The organism is Nitrospirillum amazonense (genome assembly GCF_007828035.1).
Lineage (GTDB): Bacteria > Pseudomonadota > Alphaproteobacteria > Azospirillales > Azospirillaceae > Nitrospirillum > Nitrospirillum amazonense.
The window spans coordinates 800,651-816,106 of record NZ_VITV01000001.1 but is presented as its reverse complement, the minus strand read 5'-3'; the positions used below and the strand labels follow the sequence as shown (position 1 = coordinate 816,106).

Annotated in this window: 13 protein-coding genes; 4 read left to right on the top strand and 9 right to left on the bottom strand. The window is 69.1% G+C overall.

Going from position 1 to position 15,456, the window contains the following annotated elements; genetic code table 11:
* The first annotated feature begins 121 nt into the window (after positions 1-121).
* The gene (locus tag FBZ87_RS03435) at positions 122-2,785 is read left to right on the top strand and encodes a DUF2339 domain-containing protein (protein WP_145608933.1); all 2,664 of its coding nucleotides are present in this window, start codon (positions 122-124) and stop codon (positions 2,783-2,785) included.
* On the top strand, positions 2,785-3,435 hold the full coding sequence (gene aat, locus FBZ87_RS03430) for a leucyl/phenylalanyl-tRNA--protein transferase (protein ID WP_145609092.1): 651 nt from the start codon (positions 2,785-2,787) through the stop codon (positions 3,433-3,435). Before FBZ87_RS03435 ends, aat begins: the two co-directional genes overlap by 1 nt.
* Here the strand turns inward: aat and FBZ87_RS29600 are convergent.
* The 4 genes from FBZ87_RS29600 to FBZ87_RS03410 all read right to left on the bottom strand — a co-directional run bounded on the left by FBZ87_RS29600 (position 3,369) and on the right by FBZ87_RS03410 (position 6,393).
* Positions 3,369-4,052, bottom strand: a complete 684-nt coding sequence (locus FBZ87_RS29600; protein WP_246134212.1) for a DUF2155 domain-containing protein — start codon at positions 4,050-4,052, stop codon at positions 3,369-3,371. The genes aat and FBZ87_RS29600 overlap by 67 nt on opposite strands.
* Positions 4,049-4,636 (bottom strand): outer membrane lipid asymmetry maintenance protein MlaD, encoded by a 588-nt coding sequence (gene mlaD, locus FBZ87_RS03420; RefSeq protein WP_145608932.1) that lies wholly within the window; start codon positions 4,634-4,636, stop codon positions 4,049-4,051. Before mlaD ends, FBZ87_RS29600 begins: the two co-directional genes overlap by 4 nt.
* Before the next feature lie 194 nt (positions 4,637-4,830).
* Positions 4,831-5,220, bottom strand: coding sequence for an NADH:ubiquinone oxidoreductase subunit NDUFA12 (locus tag FBZ87_RS03415; protein ID WP_004272057.1), 390 nt, complete (start codon positions 5,218-5,220; stop codon positions 4,831-4,833).
* A 144-nt stretch (positions 5,221-5,364) separates the two neighbouring features.
* Entirely contained in the window at positions 5,365-6,393 is a 1,029-nt protein-coding gene (locus FBZ87_RS03410; protein ID WP_145608931.1) for a putative bifunctional lysylphosphatidylglycerol flippase/synthetase, read from the bottom strand.
* A 616-nt stretch (positions 6,394-7,009) separates the two neighbouring features.
* On the opposite strand from FBZ87_RS03410, the gene FBZ87_RS03405 reads away from it, so the two are divergent.
* The gene (locus tag FBZ87_RS03405; protein WP_145608930.1) at positions 7,010-10,771 is read left to right on the top strand and encodes a vitamin B12-dependent ribonucleotide reductase; all 3,762 of its coding nucleotides are present in this window, start codon (positions 7,010-7,012) and stop codon (positions 10,769-10,771) included.
* Between the two features lie 117 nt (positions 10,772-10,888).
* On the opposite strand, the gene FBZ87_RS03400 is transcribed toward FBZ87_RS03405, so the two are convergent.
* The 5 genes from FBZ87_RS03400 to FBZ87_RS03380 all read right to left on the bottom strand — a co-directional run bounded on the left by FBZ87_RS03400 (position 10,889) and on the right by FBZ87_RS03380 (position 14,197).
* A complete protein-coding gene (locus tag FBZ87_RS03400; protein ID WP_145608929.1) occupies positions 10,889-11,791 on the bottom strand; it encodes an aldo/keto reductase in 903 nt (300 codons plus the stop codon).
* 38 nt (positions 11,792-11,829) lie between these two features.
* Positions 11,830-12,057, bottom strand: coding sequence for a hypothetical protein (locus tag FBZ87_RS03395; RefSeq protein WP_040847748.1), 228 nt, complete (start codon positions 12,055-12,057; stop codon positions 11,830-11,832).
* Between the two features lie 78 nt (positions 12,058-12,135).
* On the bottom strand, positions 12,136-12,609 hold the full coding sequence (locus FBZ87_RS03390) for a hypothetical protein (protein ID WP_145608928.1): 474 nt from the start codon (positions 12,607-12,609) through the stop codon (positions 12,136-12,138).
* A gap of 96 nt (positions 12,610-12,705) precedes the next feature.
* Positions 12,706-13,197 (bottom strand): hypothetical protein, encoded by a 492-nt coding sequence (locus FBZ87_RS03385; RefSeq protein WP_145608927.1) that lies wholly within the window; start codon positions 13,195-13,197, stop codon positions 12,706-12,708.
* Between the two features lie 79 nt (positions 13,198-13,276).
* Positions 13,277-14,197 (bottom strand): LysR family transcriptional regulator, encoded by a 921-nt coding sequence (locus tag FBZ87_RS03380; protein ID WP_145608926.1) that lies wholly within the window; start codon positions 14,195-14,197, stop codon positions 13,277-13,279.
* Between the two features lie 137 nt (positions 14,198-14,334).
* Between FBZ87_RS03380 and FBZ87_RS03375 the strand changes: the two genes are divergently transcribed.
* A complete protein-coding gene (locus FBZ87_RS03375; RefSeq protein WP_145608925.1) occupies positions 14,335-15,453 on the top strand; it encodes a class 1 fructose-bisphosphatase in 1,119 nt (372 codons plus the stop codon).
* Positions 15,454-15,456: the final 3 nt, after the last annotated feature.

The following is a 15,456-nucleotide window of genomic DNA, read 5'->3' as shown; positions in this document are numbered from 1 at the left end:
CTTCAGCGCGGGCCCGGGAGCGACCGTGACGGTCGGTCCCGGGCCCGTCGCGTTTCCGGGCCTGCACGGACCGGGGAAATGCACTACCCTTCCTGTCACTGAGCGCGACCCTGGGACCGGCATGGCCTTTCTTGTCTTCATCGCCCTGATGGTAGCCCTGTGGGCCCTGATCCGTAGTGAAAAGTCGGAGCGCCGTCTGGCGGAGGTGAACGCCCGGCTGGAGTCGCTGACCCGCCGGTTGAGCCACCTGGAGGGGGGTGACCCATCCGTCCAGCCTGCGGTGGCGCCGCCGCCGGCCCCCACCCTCCCGGCCTCCGTCCCGCCGCTCAGCCCAGTCGCCCCACCGCCGCCGACGCCCATTCCCAAAGCCGTTCTCCAGCCCGTTTACCGGCCCGCCGCCCCGTCGCTGGAACAGGCGCTGGGCACGCGCTGGCTGGTGTGGCTGGGTGCGCTGGCCGTGGCGCTGGCCGGCGTGTTCCTGGCCAAATATGCCGTGGACCAGGGCCTGCTGGGCCCCGCCGTGCGCCTGACCCTGGGCGGCCTGTTCGGCGCGGCCCTCGTTATCGCCGGTGACGTGATGCGCGGCCGCGCCGGGGACACGACCACGACCAAGGCGCCCCTGTCCGCCGCCTCCATCCCCGCGGCCCTGACGGCGGCGGGCCTTGCCATCGCCTTCGCCTGCGTCTACGCCGCGCACGCCCTGCACGGGCTGATCGGCCCCGGCGCCGCCTTCGCCGGCCTGGGCGCCCTGTCGGCCGTGGCTTTCCTGCTGGCCCTGCGCCATGGCGGGGGCGACGGGCTGTCCCCCGGCGCCTTCATCGCCCTGCTGGGCCTGGGCGGCGGCCTGGCCGTGCCCGCCCTGGTGCCCAGCGACCACCCCTCCGCCTGGGCCCTGTTCGGCTATCTGGCCCTTCTGAATACCGCCACCCTGGCCGTAAGCTGGCGCCTGCCGGCCGCCTGGCTGGGCCTGCCCGTGCTGGCCGGGGCGGCGTTATGGGTGGTCACCGCCGCCGCGCATACCGTGGAAGCCACGCCCATCGTCCTGTTCCTGGTGGCCTTGTCCGCCGCCGGGCTGGGCTTCGGCCTGCTGGACCTGCGGCGGGAGCGGCCGGTTGTCACCGATGCCTGGGTTGTCGCCGCCCTAGGCGGCCTGCCCATGGTGCTGGATTGGTTGTTGCTGGTGGCCACGGACTATGACGCCGCTGGCGTGGCCGGGCTGGCGGCCCTGGCCCTGCTGGCCGTCGCCGCCGCGCGCGCGCCGTCCCACAGGCCGGAGGTGACGGAGGCGCTGGCGCCCATCGCCGCCCTGCTGGCCACGCTGGCATTGGCCCAGGGCTATACCGTGCGCACCGCCGGCCTGTCCTACCCCGTCCAGCTGGGCGTGGCCGCCGCCTTCGGCCTGGGCTTCGCGGCGGCAGGGCTGCGGGCCCTGACCGGCACGCACCGCCTGCCCCGGGCCTGGGCTTGGGGTGCCGCCCTGCCCCTGGTGGGGCTGGCCTGGGCCGGCTGGACCTTCGATCATACTGGCGTCCTGCCCGACCTCGCCTGGGCGGGGGTGGCCATGGCGCTGAGCGCCAGCATGGCCTGGGCCGCCGCCTGGGCGGGGCAGGCGGACCGGCCGCAGCCCGTGCCCGGCGCCTTCGTGCTGGCGGCCTTGGCCCTGGCTGGGTTGGCGCTGGCCGCCCTGCTGCGTACCTCGTGGCTGACGGCGGCGGTGTCGCTGCTGGTGCCGGCAGCGGCGCTGATCGAAAGCCGCACGACGGCCGCCCCCCTGGCCGCCCCGCTGGCCAATGCCTTGCGGCGCGGGGCGGTGGCCGTGGCTGTCGTGGTGGTGGCACGCCTCACCCTGAACCCCTGGCTGCTGGACTATCCGCTGAACGGCACCTCCCCCCTCAACTGGCTGCTGTGGGGCTATGGCGTGCCGGCGCTGGCCTGCGCTGCCGGCGCCTGGCTGTTGCGGCAGCGGCGGGACGACCGGCCGGCGCAGGGGCTGGCGGCGGCGGCCCTGGTGCTGGGCCTGCTGTTCGCCTGCCTGGAAATCCAGGTCATGCAGACCGGTAGCCTGGCCAGCGATCCCTTCGCCCTGTTGCCCACCAGCCTCCGCAGCGTGCTGTTCCTGGCGGTGGCGCTGGTGCTGACCGGGCGGGCCGGCAGCGCCGCAGGGCCCGTGGCACACCCCGTCGCCCATTGGGGCGCCCGCATCCTGGTACGGGTGGCGGCGGCCCAGGTGGTGCTGGTGCAGCTGGGCGTGCTGAACCCCCTGTGGGCGGTGGAGCCGGTGGGGCCCTGGCCGGTGTTCAACCTGCTGCTGCTGGTCTACGCCCTGCCCGCCCTGCTGTTTGGCCTGGCGGCTTGGCGGCGGGAAGCCGGACTGGCCCGCCGCGCCCTGGTCATCCTGGTGCTGGTCCTGGCGTTCACCTGGGTGTCGCTGGAGGTGCGCCAGGCCTTCCACGGCAGCACCCTGACCCTGTGGGCCCATGGCGGCGAGCGCACGGACGCGGAGTGGTACAGCTATTCCGCCGCCTGGCTGGCCTTCGCCCTGGTCCTGCTGGCGCTGGGCGTGCGCACACGCCGGGCGGACCTGCGCTATGCCTCGCTGGCCGTGCTGCTGGTGACGGTGCTGAAGGTCTTCCTGTCCGATATGGCCGACCTGACCGGCCTCTTGCGCATCCTGTCCTTCCTTGGCCTGGGCCTGTGCCTCATGGGCATCGGCTACGTCTACCAGCGGGTGGTGTTCGCACCGGCACGGGCGCCGGCCAATCCAACGCCAGGTGAGACACCGTGATGCGCCTGACACCGGAACTGCTGCTGCGCGCCTACGCCATGGGCGTCTTTCCCATGGCGGAATCCGCCGATGACGACGAAATCTTCTGGTTCGACCCGCCGGAGCGGGGGATCCTGCCCTTGGACGGCTTCCACGCGCCGCGCCGCCTGCTGCGCACCGTGCGCCAGGGGCGCTTCCAGGTCAGCGTCGACACCGACTTCGAAGGGGTGATGCGGGCCTGCGGCGAATCCACCACCGATCGGCCGGACACCTGGATCAACGCCCAGATCCTGGAGGCCTACGTCGCCCTGCATCGCCAGGGCCATGCCCATTCCGTGGAATGCCGGCGCGAAGGCCGGCTGGTGGGCGGCCTCTACGGCGTGTCCATTGGCGGGGCATTCTTCGGGGAGAGCATGTTCTCGCGCGAGACGGACGCCAGCAAGGTGGCCCTGGTCCACCTGGTGGCCCGCCTGCGCGCCGGCGGCTACAGCCTGCTGGACACGCAGTTCGTCACCACCCACCTGTCGCAGTTCGGCGCGGTGGAAATTCCCCGCGCAGAGTATCAGGCGCGGCTGGCCCGGGCGCTGCCCCGGCCAGCCCGGTTTCACTGCGGCTTAGACGAGGGCGCCTTGGTCGCCGGGTTTTTGCAGTCCACCACCCAGACGTCATAGACGGGGTCTTCCATTGCCGACAGGGCCGGGCTGGAGGCGAACATCCAGCCGGTGAAGACCTTGGCCGCCGGATCGTCCGGCTTGGCCTCCACGATGTCCAGGAAGGCGGCCGATTCCGGTTCCTCGATGGGCGTGGTCTTGCGACAGGCGCGGGCGGCCACCGTCAGCTGCCCGAAGCGGCCGCTCTGGCCCACCGCGATCTCCACGGTGGAGACGCGGCCCGTCACCTTGTCCAGGCCACCCAGCACGGCGATCTTCATGTCCTCGAAGGTGCGCGCCACGGCCGGCTGCGGCGGCAGGGGCGGCAGCGGCGTCACCGGCGGGGCAGCGCCCTCGGCCGGGACTGCGGCGGCCCCCTCCGCCGGCGCCTGCTGCGGCGGCTGGCCGGCGGCGCCGGGGCCGGTCACCGGCTGGCTGGTGGGCGGCTGCTCCTCCGGAGCCTGGTCGCCGGACTTTTTCTGATCCGGAATCACCGCCGGTGGGGCCGGCGGCGTGCCTGGAATGGTGGGGGCGTTACCCGCAGGCGGGTTCTGGGACGCGTTCTGGGCCCAGGCGCCGGCCGCGGCGGCCAGCACCAGGCACGAGGCCGCCGCCATCAGCAGGCGGCGCTGGCTCATTTGCCGCCGCCGTTCAGCAGCCCCTTGGACGGGTCGGCCTTGGGTTGCTGGGTCTGGGCGGGCTGCTGCCCCTGCGGGGCCGGCTGTGCGGGCTGGCCCTGATTCTGCTGACCTTGGCCGTCGCCGCCCTTGTTGGCGTTGTTGCCGCCAGCGCTGAAGATGAAGCGGCCAAGCAGATCCTCAAGGTTCACCGCCGACTGGGTGTACTGGATGCGGCCGCCGGGCTTCAGCATCTCTTCCTCGCCACCGGGCTGCAGGTTCAGGAACTTGCCGCCCAGCAGGCTTTCGGACGCGATGCCGGCGCTGGTGTCCTCAGGCAGCTTCACCTGGTTGTCGATCTGCATCTCGATCACGGCCTGGTAGGTCTTGGGATCGAGATAAGCTTTGGTGACCGAGCCCACCTTGACGCCGCTGATGCGCACGTCGCTGCCGGCTGTCAAGCCGCCGGTGCTGGCGAAGCGTGCCTGCAGGGCATAGCCCGACACGGCACGGATATTGGCCGTCGTGTAGGCGAAATAGAGGAAGAACGCCGCCACCACCAGGACGACGGCCCCCAGCACGGTCTCGATCACATTGCTGCGCATTCGCTTCCTCTGGAAAACTCTAGAAATAGGACAGGTCCGGAAAGACGCAAGGCCCCGGGAGGGGCCTTGGCCGACGCCTGTCGGGGGGACACCGGTGCCACTGCCCGGTCCCCAGCCCTGTCATCCAACCTGTCACGACGTCGGGGCGGCGTCACCGTCGGCGATACGCCGCGCATCCTGCAGGCCGGCGTCCCTTACGCGGGGGTCCAGGGCTCGTAATCGCCGGTGGCGGCGGCGCGGTGGCCACCTTCATAGGTGTGACCGGGCGGACGGTACGCGTCCACGGTGCCGGTCTGGTTGGCCTCGTGCGGCTTCACCCACGGCTTGTGGTAGGCGCTGTTCTCCGGCAGGGGCTGTTCCATGGAGTAGTGCAGCCAGCCGTGCCACTCGGCCGGGACGGCCGACGCCTCGGGCTCACCCGCGAACAGCACCCAGCGGCGCACCTTCATGCCCGGACGCGCCTTCTTTTCCCGGAAGTAACGGTTGCCGAACCGGTCGGTGCCCACCAGCTCACCCCGCCGGGAAATCAGCAGGCGGATCGACAGTTGGGACAGCCAGGTCAGGATGGAGATGCGTTGGGTCATGGGCCAAAACCAGAAAAGTGTGAACAGGGCCAAGCGCCTGGCAGCGGGCCCCCCGAAACGGACCGGCCGGACTATGGCAGTTTCGGCCCCCCGCGTCCATACGCTGAGGGGCCGCAGCCAGCGGGTAGCTCCCCCGCGTGACGCCTATTGGGATCGGCCGGCCTTGCGCGCCCGCCAGCGGCGCCAGGCGGCGACGGGGCCATGGTCGGCGCGGATTTCCCAAGTCAGCAGCAGGATGCCGGCCAGGACCAGGGGCAGGACATAATACAGGAATCGATAGGCCAGCAGGGCGCCGATGGCGCCGCCGGCAGGGCCGTGGTCGCGCAGGCCCAGCAGCAGGATGGTCTCGAACACGCCCAGGCCGCCGGGCACATGGCTGACGATGGCGATGGCCAGGCCCGCGCAGAACAGGGCGGTGAACTCCATGAAGCCCACGCCCGTCTCCGGCGGCAGCAGGGTCCACAGGGCCGCCGCCGACAACAGGATTTCCAGCGAGGCGATGACGATCTGCGACAGCATCACGCCGGAGGATGGCAGGGCGAAGGACCAGCGCCACAGGCGCACGGGCTTGTGCGTCACCGCCGCCGCCACCGTCATGGCGCCCAGACCCACCAGCACCAGGCCGGCAACGCCCTGCAGCAGCCAGGCCGGCACGTTCAGCAGGCCGGCCCCCACCTCCGGCCCGATGGCCACGCCCAGCGCCCCGGTGAAGGTGATGCCCAGGGTGAAGGTGGTGGTGGAGAAGACGACGATCTTGGCGATGTCCGCCGCCGACAGGCCGGCCACCGAATAGACGCGATAGCGCACCGACCCGCCGCTGATGACGGCGAAGCCGACGTTGTTGGAAATGGCGTAGCCGGCGAAGCTGCCGAAGCCCACCGTGCGGTAGGGTAGCTTGATGCCCAAGTATTTAAGGGCGGATACGTCGTAGAGCGTCATCACCAGGTAAGCGCCGGCCACCAGGCCCGCCGCCTGTGCCACGCTGGCCCAGGGCAGCAGCCGGACATAGGCCCAGACCTCCGCCGGGCGGAAGTCGCGCGCGACATGGCGGATGGCCAGCACCACCAGGCCCACAAGCACCAGGGCCGTGACCAGGGTGGTCAGGCGCTTCATCCAGTTGGGCTTGGCCCCATCGCCAGTCACTTGGCCACCGCCCACCGCCTTGTCATCCACCGCGCTTCCTTCCGGTTTTCCCCCCGCCGGGGCGCGCGCCGCCGGATCGATGACCACCGGGTGATGATAAGTCGGTCGGTTGGGGCGCTGGTCTGGGCTGCGCTCAGGGGGCATTCGGGACGGGGATTCTCAAGAACAAGGGGCCAAGACGCCGCACCACCTGCGGTGCCGGAGGGGCACCCTGCCATCTTCCAGGGGGGTTGGAAACCCAAAAGCGCGGCCGCGCCCCGGGTGTTCCCGGCTCGCCGGGCGCACTGCCCGGGAAGTGGGCGGCCAGACGCATTCTTCAGCTTGCGAACCAGGGTGAGCCAAAACCATGAAAGGCTCGGTTTCGTTGAAGAATCGCCCCCTACCCGAAGAGTCAACCACAACCCGTATGCACCTCCCCTTTAGAGACCACAAAATGTCGTTGATGGTCGAAACATGGTGGCATACGCTTCCCCGACATACAGCATCTAGGGGTGCTGTCGCGGCGTAGAGCACCGGGGACCAGCCCAGGTTTTGGGGTGGTTTTGCCTGTTTCCAGGACCCCAGGTCCGGACAACGATCTCCGGAATCGGCGCCCCCGCGACACCCACCCCACCATCGCGCCATTTCATTCGGGGGTCGGGGCACCATGCGCATCGAAAGACGGTTCACGGTCGACGGTCGGGACGCTTACGAGGGGATCGCCTTCCGCACGGCGACCAGCGAGATCCGCAACCCCGACGGCTCGGTGGTTTTCCAGGCCAAGGACATCCAGGTGCCGGCGGACTGGAGCCAGGTGGCCTGCGACATCCTGGCCCAGAAGTATTTCCGCCGCGCCGGCGTACCCGCCCGCCTGAGGAAGGTGGAGGAAAACGACGTCCCGTCCTTCCTGTGGCGCCAGGTGGCCGACGAGGACGCGCTGGCAGCCCTGCCGGAAAAGGAACGCCGGGGTGGTGAGACCTCCGCCCGCCAGGTGTTCGACCGCCTGGCCGGCACCTGGGCCTATTGGGGCTGGAAGGGCGGCTATTTCGACAGCGAGGCCGACGCCAGCGCCTATTTCGATGAGATGCGCCACATGCTGGCCCGCCAAATGGCGGCGCCCAATAGCCCGCAGTGGTTCAACACCGGCCTGCACTGGGCCTATGGCATCGACGGCCCCGCCCAGGGCCATCACTATGTCGACTTCAAGACCGGCGAGCTGGTGGCCAGCAAGTCGGCCTATGAGCATCCGCAGCCCCACGCCTGCTTCATCCAGTCCGTCGCCGACGACCTGGTGAACGAGGGCGGCATCATGGACCTGTGGGTGCGTGAGGCCCGCCTGTTCAAGTACGGCTCGGGCACGGGTTCCAACTTCTCCCGCCTGCGCGGCGATGGCGAGCGGCTGGCCGGCGGCGGCAAGTCCTCCGGCCTGATGAGCTTCCTGAAGATCGGCGACCGCGCCGCCGGGGCCATCAAGTCGGGCGGCACCACCCGCCGCGCCGCCAAGATGGTGACGGTGGACCTGGACCACCCGGACATCGAGGCCTACATCGACTGGAAGGTGGTGGAGGAGCAGAAAGTCTGCGCCCTGGTGGCGGGATCCAAGCTGGCCAACAAGCACCTGAACGCCATCATGGCGGCGGCGACGGAGGGCATGGGCCCCGACGCCGATCGCCTGGACCCGACGAAGAACAAGGCGCTGAAGCGGGCCATCATCGACGCCCGCAAGGTCATGATCCCGGAAAACTACATCCAGCGGGTCATCCAGTTCGCCGGCCAGGGCTATACGGAGATGGAGTTCCAGACCTATGACACGGACTGGGATTCCAGCGCCTACCTGACCGTCTCCGGCCAGAACTCCAACAACTCCGTCCGCGTGCCCGACGCCTTCATCCGCGCGGTGAAGGAGGATGCCGACTGGAACCTGATCCGCCGCACCGACGGCAAGGTGGCCAAGACGCTGAAGGCCCGCGACCTGTGGGACAAGATCGGCCACGCCGCCTGGCAGTCGGCGGACCCCGGCGTGCAGTACGACACCACCATCAACGACTGGCACACCTGCCCCGAGTCCGGCCGCATCAACGCGTCCAACCCCTGCTCGGAATACATGTTCCTGGACGACACGGCCTGCAACCTGGCGTCCCTGAACCTGATGGAATTCCGCCGGGCCGACGGTTCGTTCGACACCGACGCCTTCCGCCATGCCTGCCGGCTGTGGACGGTGGCGCTGGAAATCTCGGTCCTCATGGCGCAGTTCCCCTCCAAGGAGATCGCGCGCCTGTCGTATGAGTACCGCACCCTGGGCCTGGGCTTCGCCAACGTCGGCGGCCTGCTGATGGCCGAGGGCATTCCCTACGACAGCGCCGAGGGCCGGGCCATCTGCGGCGCCATCAGCGCCATCATGACCGGTGTCGCCTACGCCACCTCCGCCGAGATGGCGGGTGAGCTGGGCACCTTCCCCGGCTATGCCCCCAACGCCACGGCCATGCTGCGCGTCATCCGCAACCACCGCCGCGCCGCCTATGGCGCCGGGGAGGGGTATGAGGGCCTGTCGGTCACCCCGGTGCCGCTGGATGCGGAGGATTGCCCCGACCAGCGGCTGATCGTGGCCGCCCGCCGCGCCTGGGATGAGGCGCTGGAGCTGGGCGAGAAGCACGGCTACCGCAACGCCCAGGCCACCGTGGTCGCCCCCACCGGCACCATCGGCCTGGTCATGGACTGCGACACCACCGGCATCGAGCCGGACTTTGCGCTGGTGAAGTTCAAGAAGCTGGCCGGCGGCGGCTATTTCAAGATCATCAACCGCGTGGTGCCGGAAGCGCTGGCTCGCCTGGGCTATTCCGCCACGGACGTGGCCCGCATCGAGCGCTATGCCGTGGGCCATGGCACGCTGAAGGGCGCGCCGGGCGTGAATCATGAGACGCTGGCGGCCAAGGGCTTTGGCGCGGAACAGCTGGAAAAGCTGGAATCGGGCCTGGCCAACGCCTTCGACATCAAGTTCGCCTTCAACAAGTGGACGCTGGGCGCCGACTTCCTGACCGGGGCCTTGGGCGTGCCGGCGCACAAGCTGGAGGAATTCGGCTTCGATCTCTTGTCCCATCTGGGCTTTGCCAAGGCCGAGATCGAGGCCGCCAACGTCTACTGCTGCGGCGCCATGACTCTGGAGGGCGCGCCGGGCCTGAAGGCCGAGCATCTGCCGGTGTTCGACTGCGCCACCCCCTGCGGCAAGATCGGCACGCGCTATCTCTCGGCGGAAAGCCACATCCGCATGATGGCGGCGTCGCAGCCCTTCATCTCCGGCGCCATCTCCAAGACCATCAACATGCCCAACCACGCCACGGTGGAGGAATGCAAGGACGCCTATATGCTGTCGTGGAGCCTGGGCCTGAAGGCCAATGCGCTCTACCGCGACGGAAGCAAGCTGTCCCAGCCGCTGAACGCCCAGGTGCTGGAGGAGGATGACGAGGACGAGGCCATCGCCGAGACCACGCTGGAAAAGGTGCTGGAGGCCCCGACCGCCGTCCGCGTCGAGGTGGTGACCGAGCGCATCGTGGAAAAGGTGGTGGAGAAGGTGGTGCGCGCCCAGCGCGAGCGCCTGCCCCACCGCCGCAAGGGCTACACCCAGAAGGCCACGGTGGGTGGCCACAAGGTCTATCTGCGCACCGGCGAGTACGAGGACGGCAAGCTGGGCGAAATCTTCATCGACATGCACAAGGAGGGCGCCGCCTTCCGCTCGCTGATGAACAATTTCGCCATCGCCATCAGCCTGGGCCTGCAATATGGCGTGCCGCTGGAGGAGTATGTGGAGGCCTTCACCTTCACCCGCTTCGAACCGGCCGGCATGGTGCAGGGTAACGACGCCATCAAGATGGCGACGTCCATCCTGGACTATGTATTCCGGGAGCTGGCCATCAGCTATCTGTCGCGCACGGATCTCGCCCACGCCACGCCGGACGACATCCTGCCCGACACCATGGGCGGCGGCGTGAAGCAGAGCGACCTGCCGCCGCACGCGGCCGAGGTGGCGGAGGAGACGCTGAACGCGGTGGCGCGCATCACCTCCACCGGCTATGTCCGCAACAACCTGCCCAACCTGCGGGTCCTGCCCGGCGGCCAGGCCGGCCGCGCCGTCGCCGCCTTCCAGACGGCCACCGCGACCGCCACCGCCAGCGTCGAGACCCACGTGGCCACCGGCACCCACGGCGCCGCCCAGGCCTTCTCGGCCCTGAGCCGTGCTGAAAAGGTGGTGACCGGCACCAGCTACGGCGGCGCCGTCTCCGGCGGCGGTGACGCCCGCTGGGAACGCGTCAAGGAAGCCCGCGCCAAGGGCTACGAAGGCGACCCCTGCCCCGAGTGCCAGAACATGACCCTGGTGCGGAATGGAACGTGCCTGAAGTGCGACACCTGCGGCAGCACGACCGGGTGCAGCTGAGGGGATGGTGGGCGGTGCCATGAAGCACCCGCCCGCTTCGCATAAAGCTTAAAACTTAAGGCCCGCCCCGACATCCAGGGCGGGCCTTAAACCATTCGGGCGGCAATTTCGGGCTTGTCACGTCCACTCCGGAAACTGTGACCGGTTCAAATCCAGCCTGGCGATCTGGCCCATCTCCTCGGCGTCCAGCTGGAAGTCGAAGATGGCCAGGTTCTCGCGCCGGTGGGCCGGGTTGGAGGACCGGGGGATGGCGATCACGCCGCGCTGGTAATGCCAGCGAAGCACCACCTGAGCGGCGGTCTTACCGTGCGCGCGGCCGATGGCCTGCAGGGTGGGGTTGGTGAACAGGCCGTTGCGGCCCTCGGCGAAGGGGGCCCAGGCCTCCATGGCGATGCCGGCGGCGGCCAGGGAGCTGAGCGCCGCCGTCTCCTGGAAGAAGGGGTGGGTTTCAATCTGGTTGACGGCGGGCTTCACTGTGGCGTGGGCCATCAGGCCGGCCAACTGTGCGTCGTCGAAGTTGCTGACACCGATCGCCCTGATCCGGCCCGCCTTATGCAGTTCTTCCATGGCCCGCCAGGCGCCGGCGAGGTCGCCGCGCGGCCGGTGGATGAGATAGAGGTCGAGATAGTCCAGGCCCAGCTTGTCCAGAGTGGTCTGGAAGGCGCGCTTGCCTGACTCATAGCCAGCGTCGTCCACCCAGATCTTGGAGGTGACGAACAGGGACTTACGGTCGATGCCGCTGTCCCGGATGCCGGCACCCACCTCTTCCTCGTTGACATAGACCTTGGCGGTGTCGATCAGGCGGTAGCCTGCGGCGATGGCGTCCGCCACGCTTCTGCGACAGACATCGCCGCGCAGGCCGTAGGTGCCAAAGCCCAGGGCCGGCATGGCCACCCCGCCGCCCAGCGGCACCGTGGGGATGGCGGGCGCCTCTGCGGCCAGGGCCCGGCGGGCGCCACCGAAAGCGAGCGCGGTCGCAGCGGCGGCACCGCCGGCGAGCACGGTACGACGTCCCAGCATGATCAGATTCCTTTTCCTTTTTCGGCGTGGGCCGTCGTCTACAGGCCGCCGCCGACCACCGAGCCGTCCTTGCGGCGGGACAGCTGCACCTGGCCGTCCACGCACTTCACATAGGTGGTCTTGCCGAGCACCAGCCCGTCGCAAATGATCACCAGGGCCCGGGGCAGGCCGCCGAACTCCTTGGAGCCGCGCGCGCCGGCGTTGTAGGTCTCAAGATAGGTCTTGAGCGCCGCCTTGCGGACGGGCTGGCCGTTCTGGTCGATCATCGGTGGTTCGGGCTCCCTCACGGAATTTGAGGGGATCATCGCCGAAAGGGGAGGCGCGCCGCCAGCGTCATTTGTCCGTTACGGCAGCGGCAGGCAATCCGGGTTCAGCTTGTTGGCGGTCTTGCCGGTGTAGAGCTGACCGTCCTTCAGGTAGACGGCACCGGTGAAGCTGCCGCTTTTCCACAAGGGCTGGCAGCTGGTGGTGCTGAGCACGAACACCTTGCGGCTGCCGCCGGCGGAGGTGGTCACCAGCAGATGCTGGCCGTCACTGTACAGCGTGCCCTCGATGGGGGCCACGGCGGCGTCGGCGGTGCAGGTGGTGCCGTCCTGGCCGGTGATGGTCAGCGGCCCCTTCCACGACTTGGCGTCCCCACCGGTGGCGGGGCCGAGGTCCAGGGTCAGGACATCGGCGCGGACTTTGCCTGAGGCGGGTTCCACCGGCTGGTAGGGGCAGACCACGGGCAGGTGGCGCTGGGGGGCGGCCTGGGCCGTGGTGGCGGCAACGACCAGCGAAACGGCCAATGGAAGCAATGTTTTTGCGGGCTTGTTCATGGGCAGGGCGGTCCTTGGAATAGCCTGTCTGCCTAACAAGATCCGCTGCCTGGGCGCCGCCGCCACCTCCTCAGCTGGATTACCCCCTTGGGGACCTCAGGGAAGATCAGTCTCCGGCAGGCAGCGCGGCCCCAGTTTCCAGGCCTTGCGGCCGGTGTGGAGGACCGTGGCCGTCAACGCCACGTCGCCGGAGAAGGCGGGGCTTTTCCACAGCACCCGGCAGCTGGCGGCTTCGATGAAGAAGACCGTCTGCTGTTCGTCCGCATAGGTCGTCATCACGAAGTTCTGGCCATCGGTGAAGAAGGGCCGCTGCAGCACACCCGTGTGAAGGTCGGTAATGCAATAGCTGCGGTCCGGCCGCGTCATGATGATGGGGCCGCGCCAGGTCTCCGGCGTCTTGGGATTATCGCCCGGTCCCAAATCCAGGGTGACCCAGCCCATGCGCATACGGCTGGGGCCGGGTTCGAAGGGCTGGTAATTGCAGGCCGGCACGCCCTCGGCCGGGGCGCGCGCGCCCGCTGGCCAGGCAGTCGCAAGGCACAGGACCGACAGGCACAGGACAAGGATGGGAAGACGGCTGATCCGCATGGCTCGGCGGCTCCTGCCCGCCTATCAAAGATCTGAACGCGTTGCCCGTCCGCGCGCAAGGAACCCTAAAGAGTATGCATCACGCGATGGGCTTCACGCTGGGCAGGAATTCCCGGCCCCGTTCCACCAGAAAAGCTTTAACGGCCGCCGCCGCCGGGGCCAGGCGCTTGTCCGACCGCTTGGCCAAGAACCATTGGCGCACGATGGGCAGGCCCTCCACATCCAGGGGCGCCAGGCGGCCGCTTTCCAGTTCGGCGGCGATGGTGTGGGCGGAGATGAAGGACAGGCCCAGGCCGGCCATCACCGCCTGCTTCACCGTCTCATTGCTGCCCACCTCCATGCTGATGGGGGGGTGCAGATCGGCCTGGGCGAAGAACCATTCCATCAGCATGCGGGTGCCGGACCCCACCTCGCGCACCAGGAACGTCTCATGCGCGAATTCCGCCAGCTTCAGGTGGCGGCGCCCCACCAGCGGGTGGTGCGGCGGGGCGATCATGATGTGCGGGTGGTCGCCGATGGCATGCATGTCCACCTGCAGATCCCGGGGCGGGCGGCCCATGATGGCGATGTCGATGCTGTCGGCCTTCAGCGCCGCGATGATGTCCTCGCGGTTGCCCACCATCAACGACAGTTCGATCTGCGGGTATTCGGCGCGGAAGGCGCCCAGAGCGTAGGGCGCGAAGTATTTGGCGGTGCTGACCACCCCCACCGCCACCCGGCCGCCCGACAGGTTGCGCAGCGCCTCCATGGCGGCGGCACAGTTGTGCAGCTCCGCCTCGATGCGGGACACCGTCTCGATGACCTCGCGCCCCGCATCGGTGGGCTTGAAGCGCTCGCCCAGCCGGTCCAGCAGCGGCACGCCCAGCAGATCCTCCAGCGCCTGCACCTGCATGGTGACGGCCGGCGGCGTCACGTGCAGGCGCTTGGCCGCCGCCGTCACCGAACCCGTCTCCGCCACCGCCGCCAGGGCGCGCAGCTGCTTCAGCGTCACGTTGCGCATGGGCCCTCTCAGCAGGTTTTCAGAAAAACTGAACAAGAAGCTAAGTTTATTCGAATTTTCTAACAAGGCAATCGTCCGCACACTCCTTTCAAGAACGACACGGGGACTGGGAACCCGGCTCACAACGGGAGGACATCATGGCGGACGCCACGACTTTGGCACGGCACCTGGTAGCCTGGAGCAATGCGGCGCATAACGGCGCGGCCCATCGGCGGGCGGACGTGGTCCGCACCATCCTGGCCCTGGCCGACGCCGGCTTGGCCATCGCCGACCTGGTGGCCATGGGCCCCCTGGCGGGCGAGATGGCGGCGGTGCGCGGCGAAAGCAATGGCGACACCCAGAAGGAACTGGATCTCAGGGCCCATGACATCGTCATCGATCGCCTGGCCGGCGCCCCGGTGGCAGTGGTGGGGTCGGAGGAGGCGGACGCCCCCGTCCTGCTGGATCCCGCAGGCACACTGGCGGTGGCCATCGATCCTCTGGATGGGTCCAGCAACATCGAAACCAACGTTTCGGTCGGCACCATCTTCTCCATTTTGGGCGTGGAGGATGCCGACGACCCGGCGGCGGCGCTGCTGCAACCCGGCCACCGCCAGCTGGCGGCCGGATTCCTGGTCTACGGGCCACAGACCGCCCTGGTCCTGACCCTGGGAACGGGCACCGAGATCTTCTTCCTGGATAAGCGGCCGGTGGCGCCCGTGGTGTCGGTGCAGGCCGGCAACGGCTGGGCCGCACCGCCCCCGCCCACGCCCACGGCCGAGTTCGTCCGCATGGCCGGCCCCATCACGGTGGCGGCGGAAACGAAGGAATTCGCCATCAACGCGTCGAACCAGCGTCACTGGGCGCCCAGCATCCGGGGCTACATCGACGATTGCCTGGCAGGGTCGGATGGGCCGCGGGCCAAGAACTACAACATGCGCTGGATCGCGTCCCTGGTGGCCGATGCCTTCCGCATCCTGCGCCGGGGCGGGGTCTATCTCTACCCCACCGACGAGCGTCCGGGATATCACACCGGCCGCCTGCGCCTGGTCTATGAGGCCAACCCCATCGCCCTGGTCATCGAGCAAGCGGGCGGGGCCGCAACGGACGGGCAGACCCGCATCCTGGACCTGACGCCCAGCCACCTGCATGAGCGCACGGCCCTGGTCTTCGGTTCACGCGTCGAGGTGGAGCGGGTGGCCGACCACCATGCCGCCCCGCCCCTCCTGGCCGATCGCGCCCCCTTGTTCGGGCAGCGCGGCCTGCTGCGCGCCTGATGG

What these genes read in the sequence shown, in the direction of transcription:
- FBZ87_RS03435 (WP_145608933.1), top strand. Translation starts at nt 122, where the DNA reads ATGGCCTTTCTTGTCTTCATCGCCCTGATGGTAGCCCTGTGGGCCCTG.
- aat (WP_145609092.1), top strand. Translation starts at nt 2,785, where the DNA reads ATGCGCCTGACACCGGAACTGCTGCTGCGCGCCTACGCCATGGGCGTC.
- FBZ87_RS29600 (WP_246134212.1), bottom strand. Translation starts at nt 4,052, where the DNA reads ATGAGCCAGCGCCGCCTGCTGATGGCGGCGGCCTCGTGCCTGGTGCTG.
- mlaD (WP_145608932.1), bottom strand. Translation starts at nt 4,636, where the DNA reads ATGCGCAGCAATGTGATCGAGACCGTGCTGGGGGCCGTCGTCCTGGTG.
- FBZ87_RS03415 (WP_004272057.1), bottom strand. Translation starts at nt 5,220, where the DNA reads ATGACCCAACGCATCTCCATCCTGACCTGGCTGTCCCAACTGTCGATC.
- FBZ87_RS03405 (WP_145608930.1), top strand. Translation starts at nt 7,010, where the DNA reads ATGCGCATCGAAAGACGGTTCACGGTCGACGGTCGGGACGCTTACGAG.
- FBZ87_RS03400 (WP_145608929.1), bottom strand. Translation starts at nt 11,791, where the DNA reads ATGCTGGGACGTCGTACCGTGCTCGCCGGCGGTGCCGCCGCTGCGACC.
- FBZ87_RS03395 (WP_040847748.1), bottom strand. Translation starts at nt 12,057, where the DNA reads ATGATCGACCAGAACGGCCAGCCCGTCCGCAAGGCGGCGCTCAAGACC.
- FBZ87_RS03390 (WP_145608928.1), bottom strand. Translation starts at nt 12,609, where the DNA reads ATGAACAAGCCCGCAAAAACATTGCTTCCATTGGCCGTTTCGCTGGTC.
- FBZ87_RS03385 (WP_145608927.1), bottom strand. Translation starts at nt 13,197, where the DNA reads ATGCGGATCAGCCGTCTTCCCATCCTTGTCCTGTGCCTGTCGGTCCTG.
- FBZ87_RS03380 (WP_145608926.1), bottom strand. Translation starts at nt 14,197, where the DNA reads ATGCGCAACGTGACGCTGAAGCAGCTGCGCGCCCTGGCGGCGGTGGCG.
- FBZ87_RS03375 (WP_145608925.1), top strand. Translation starts at nt 14,335, where the DNA reads ATGGCGGACGCCACGACTTTGGCACGGCACCTGGTAGCCTGGAGCAAT.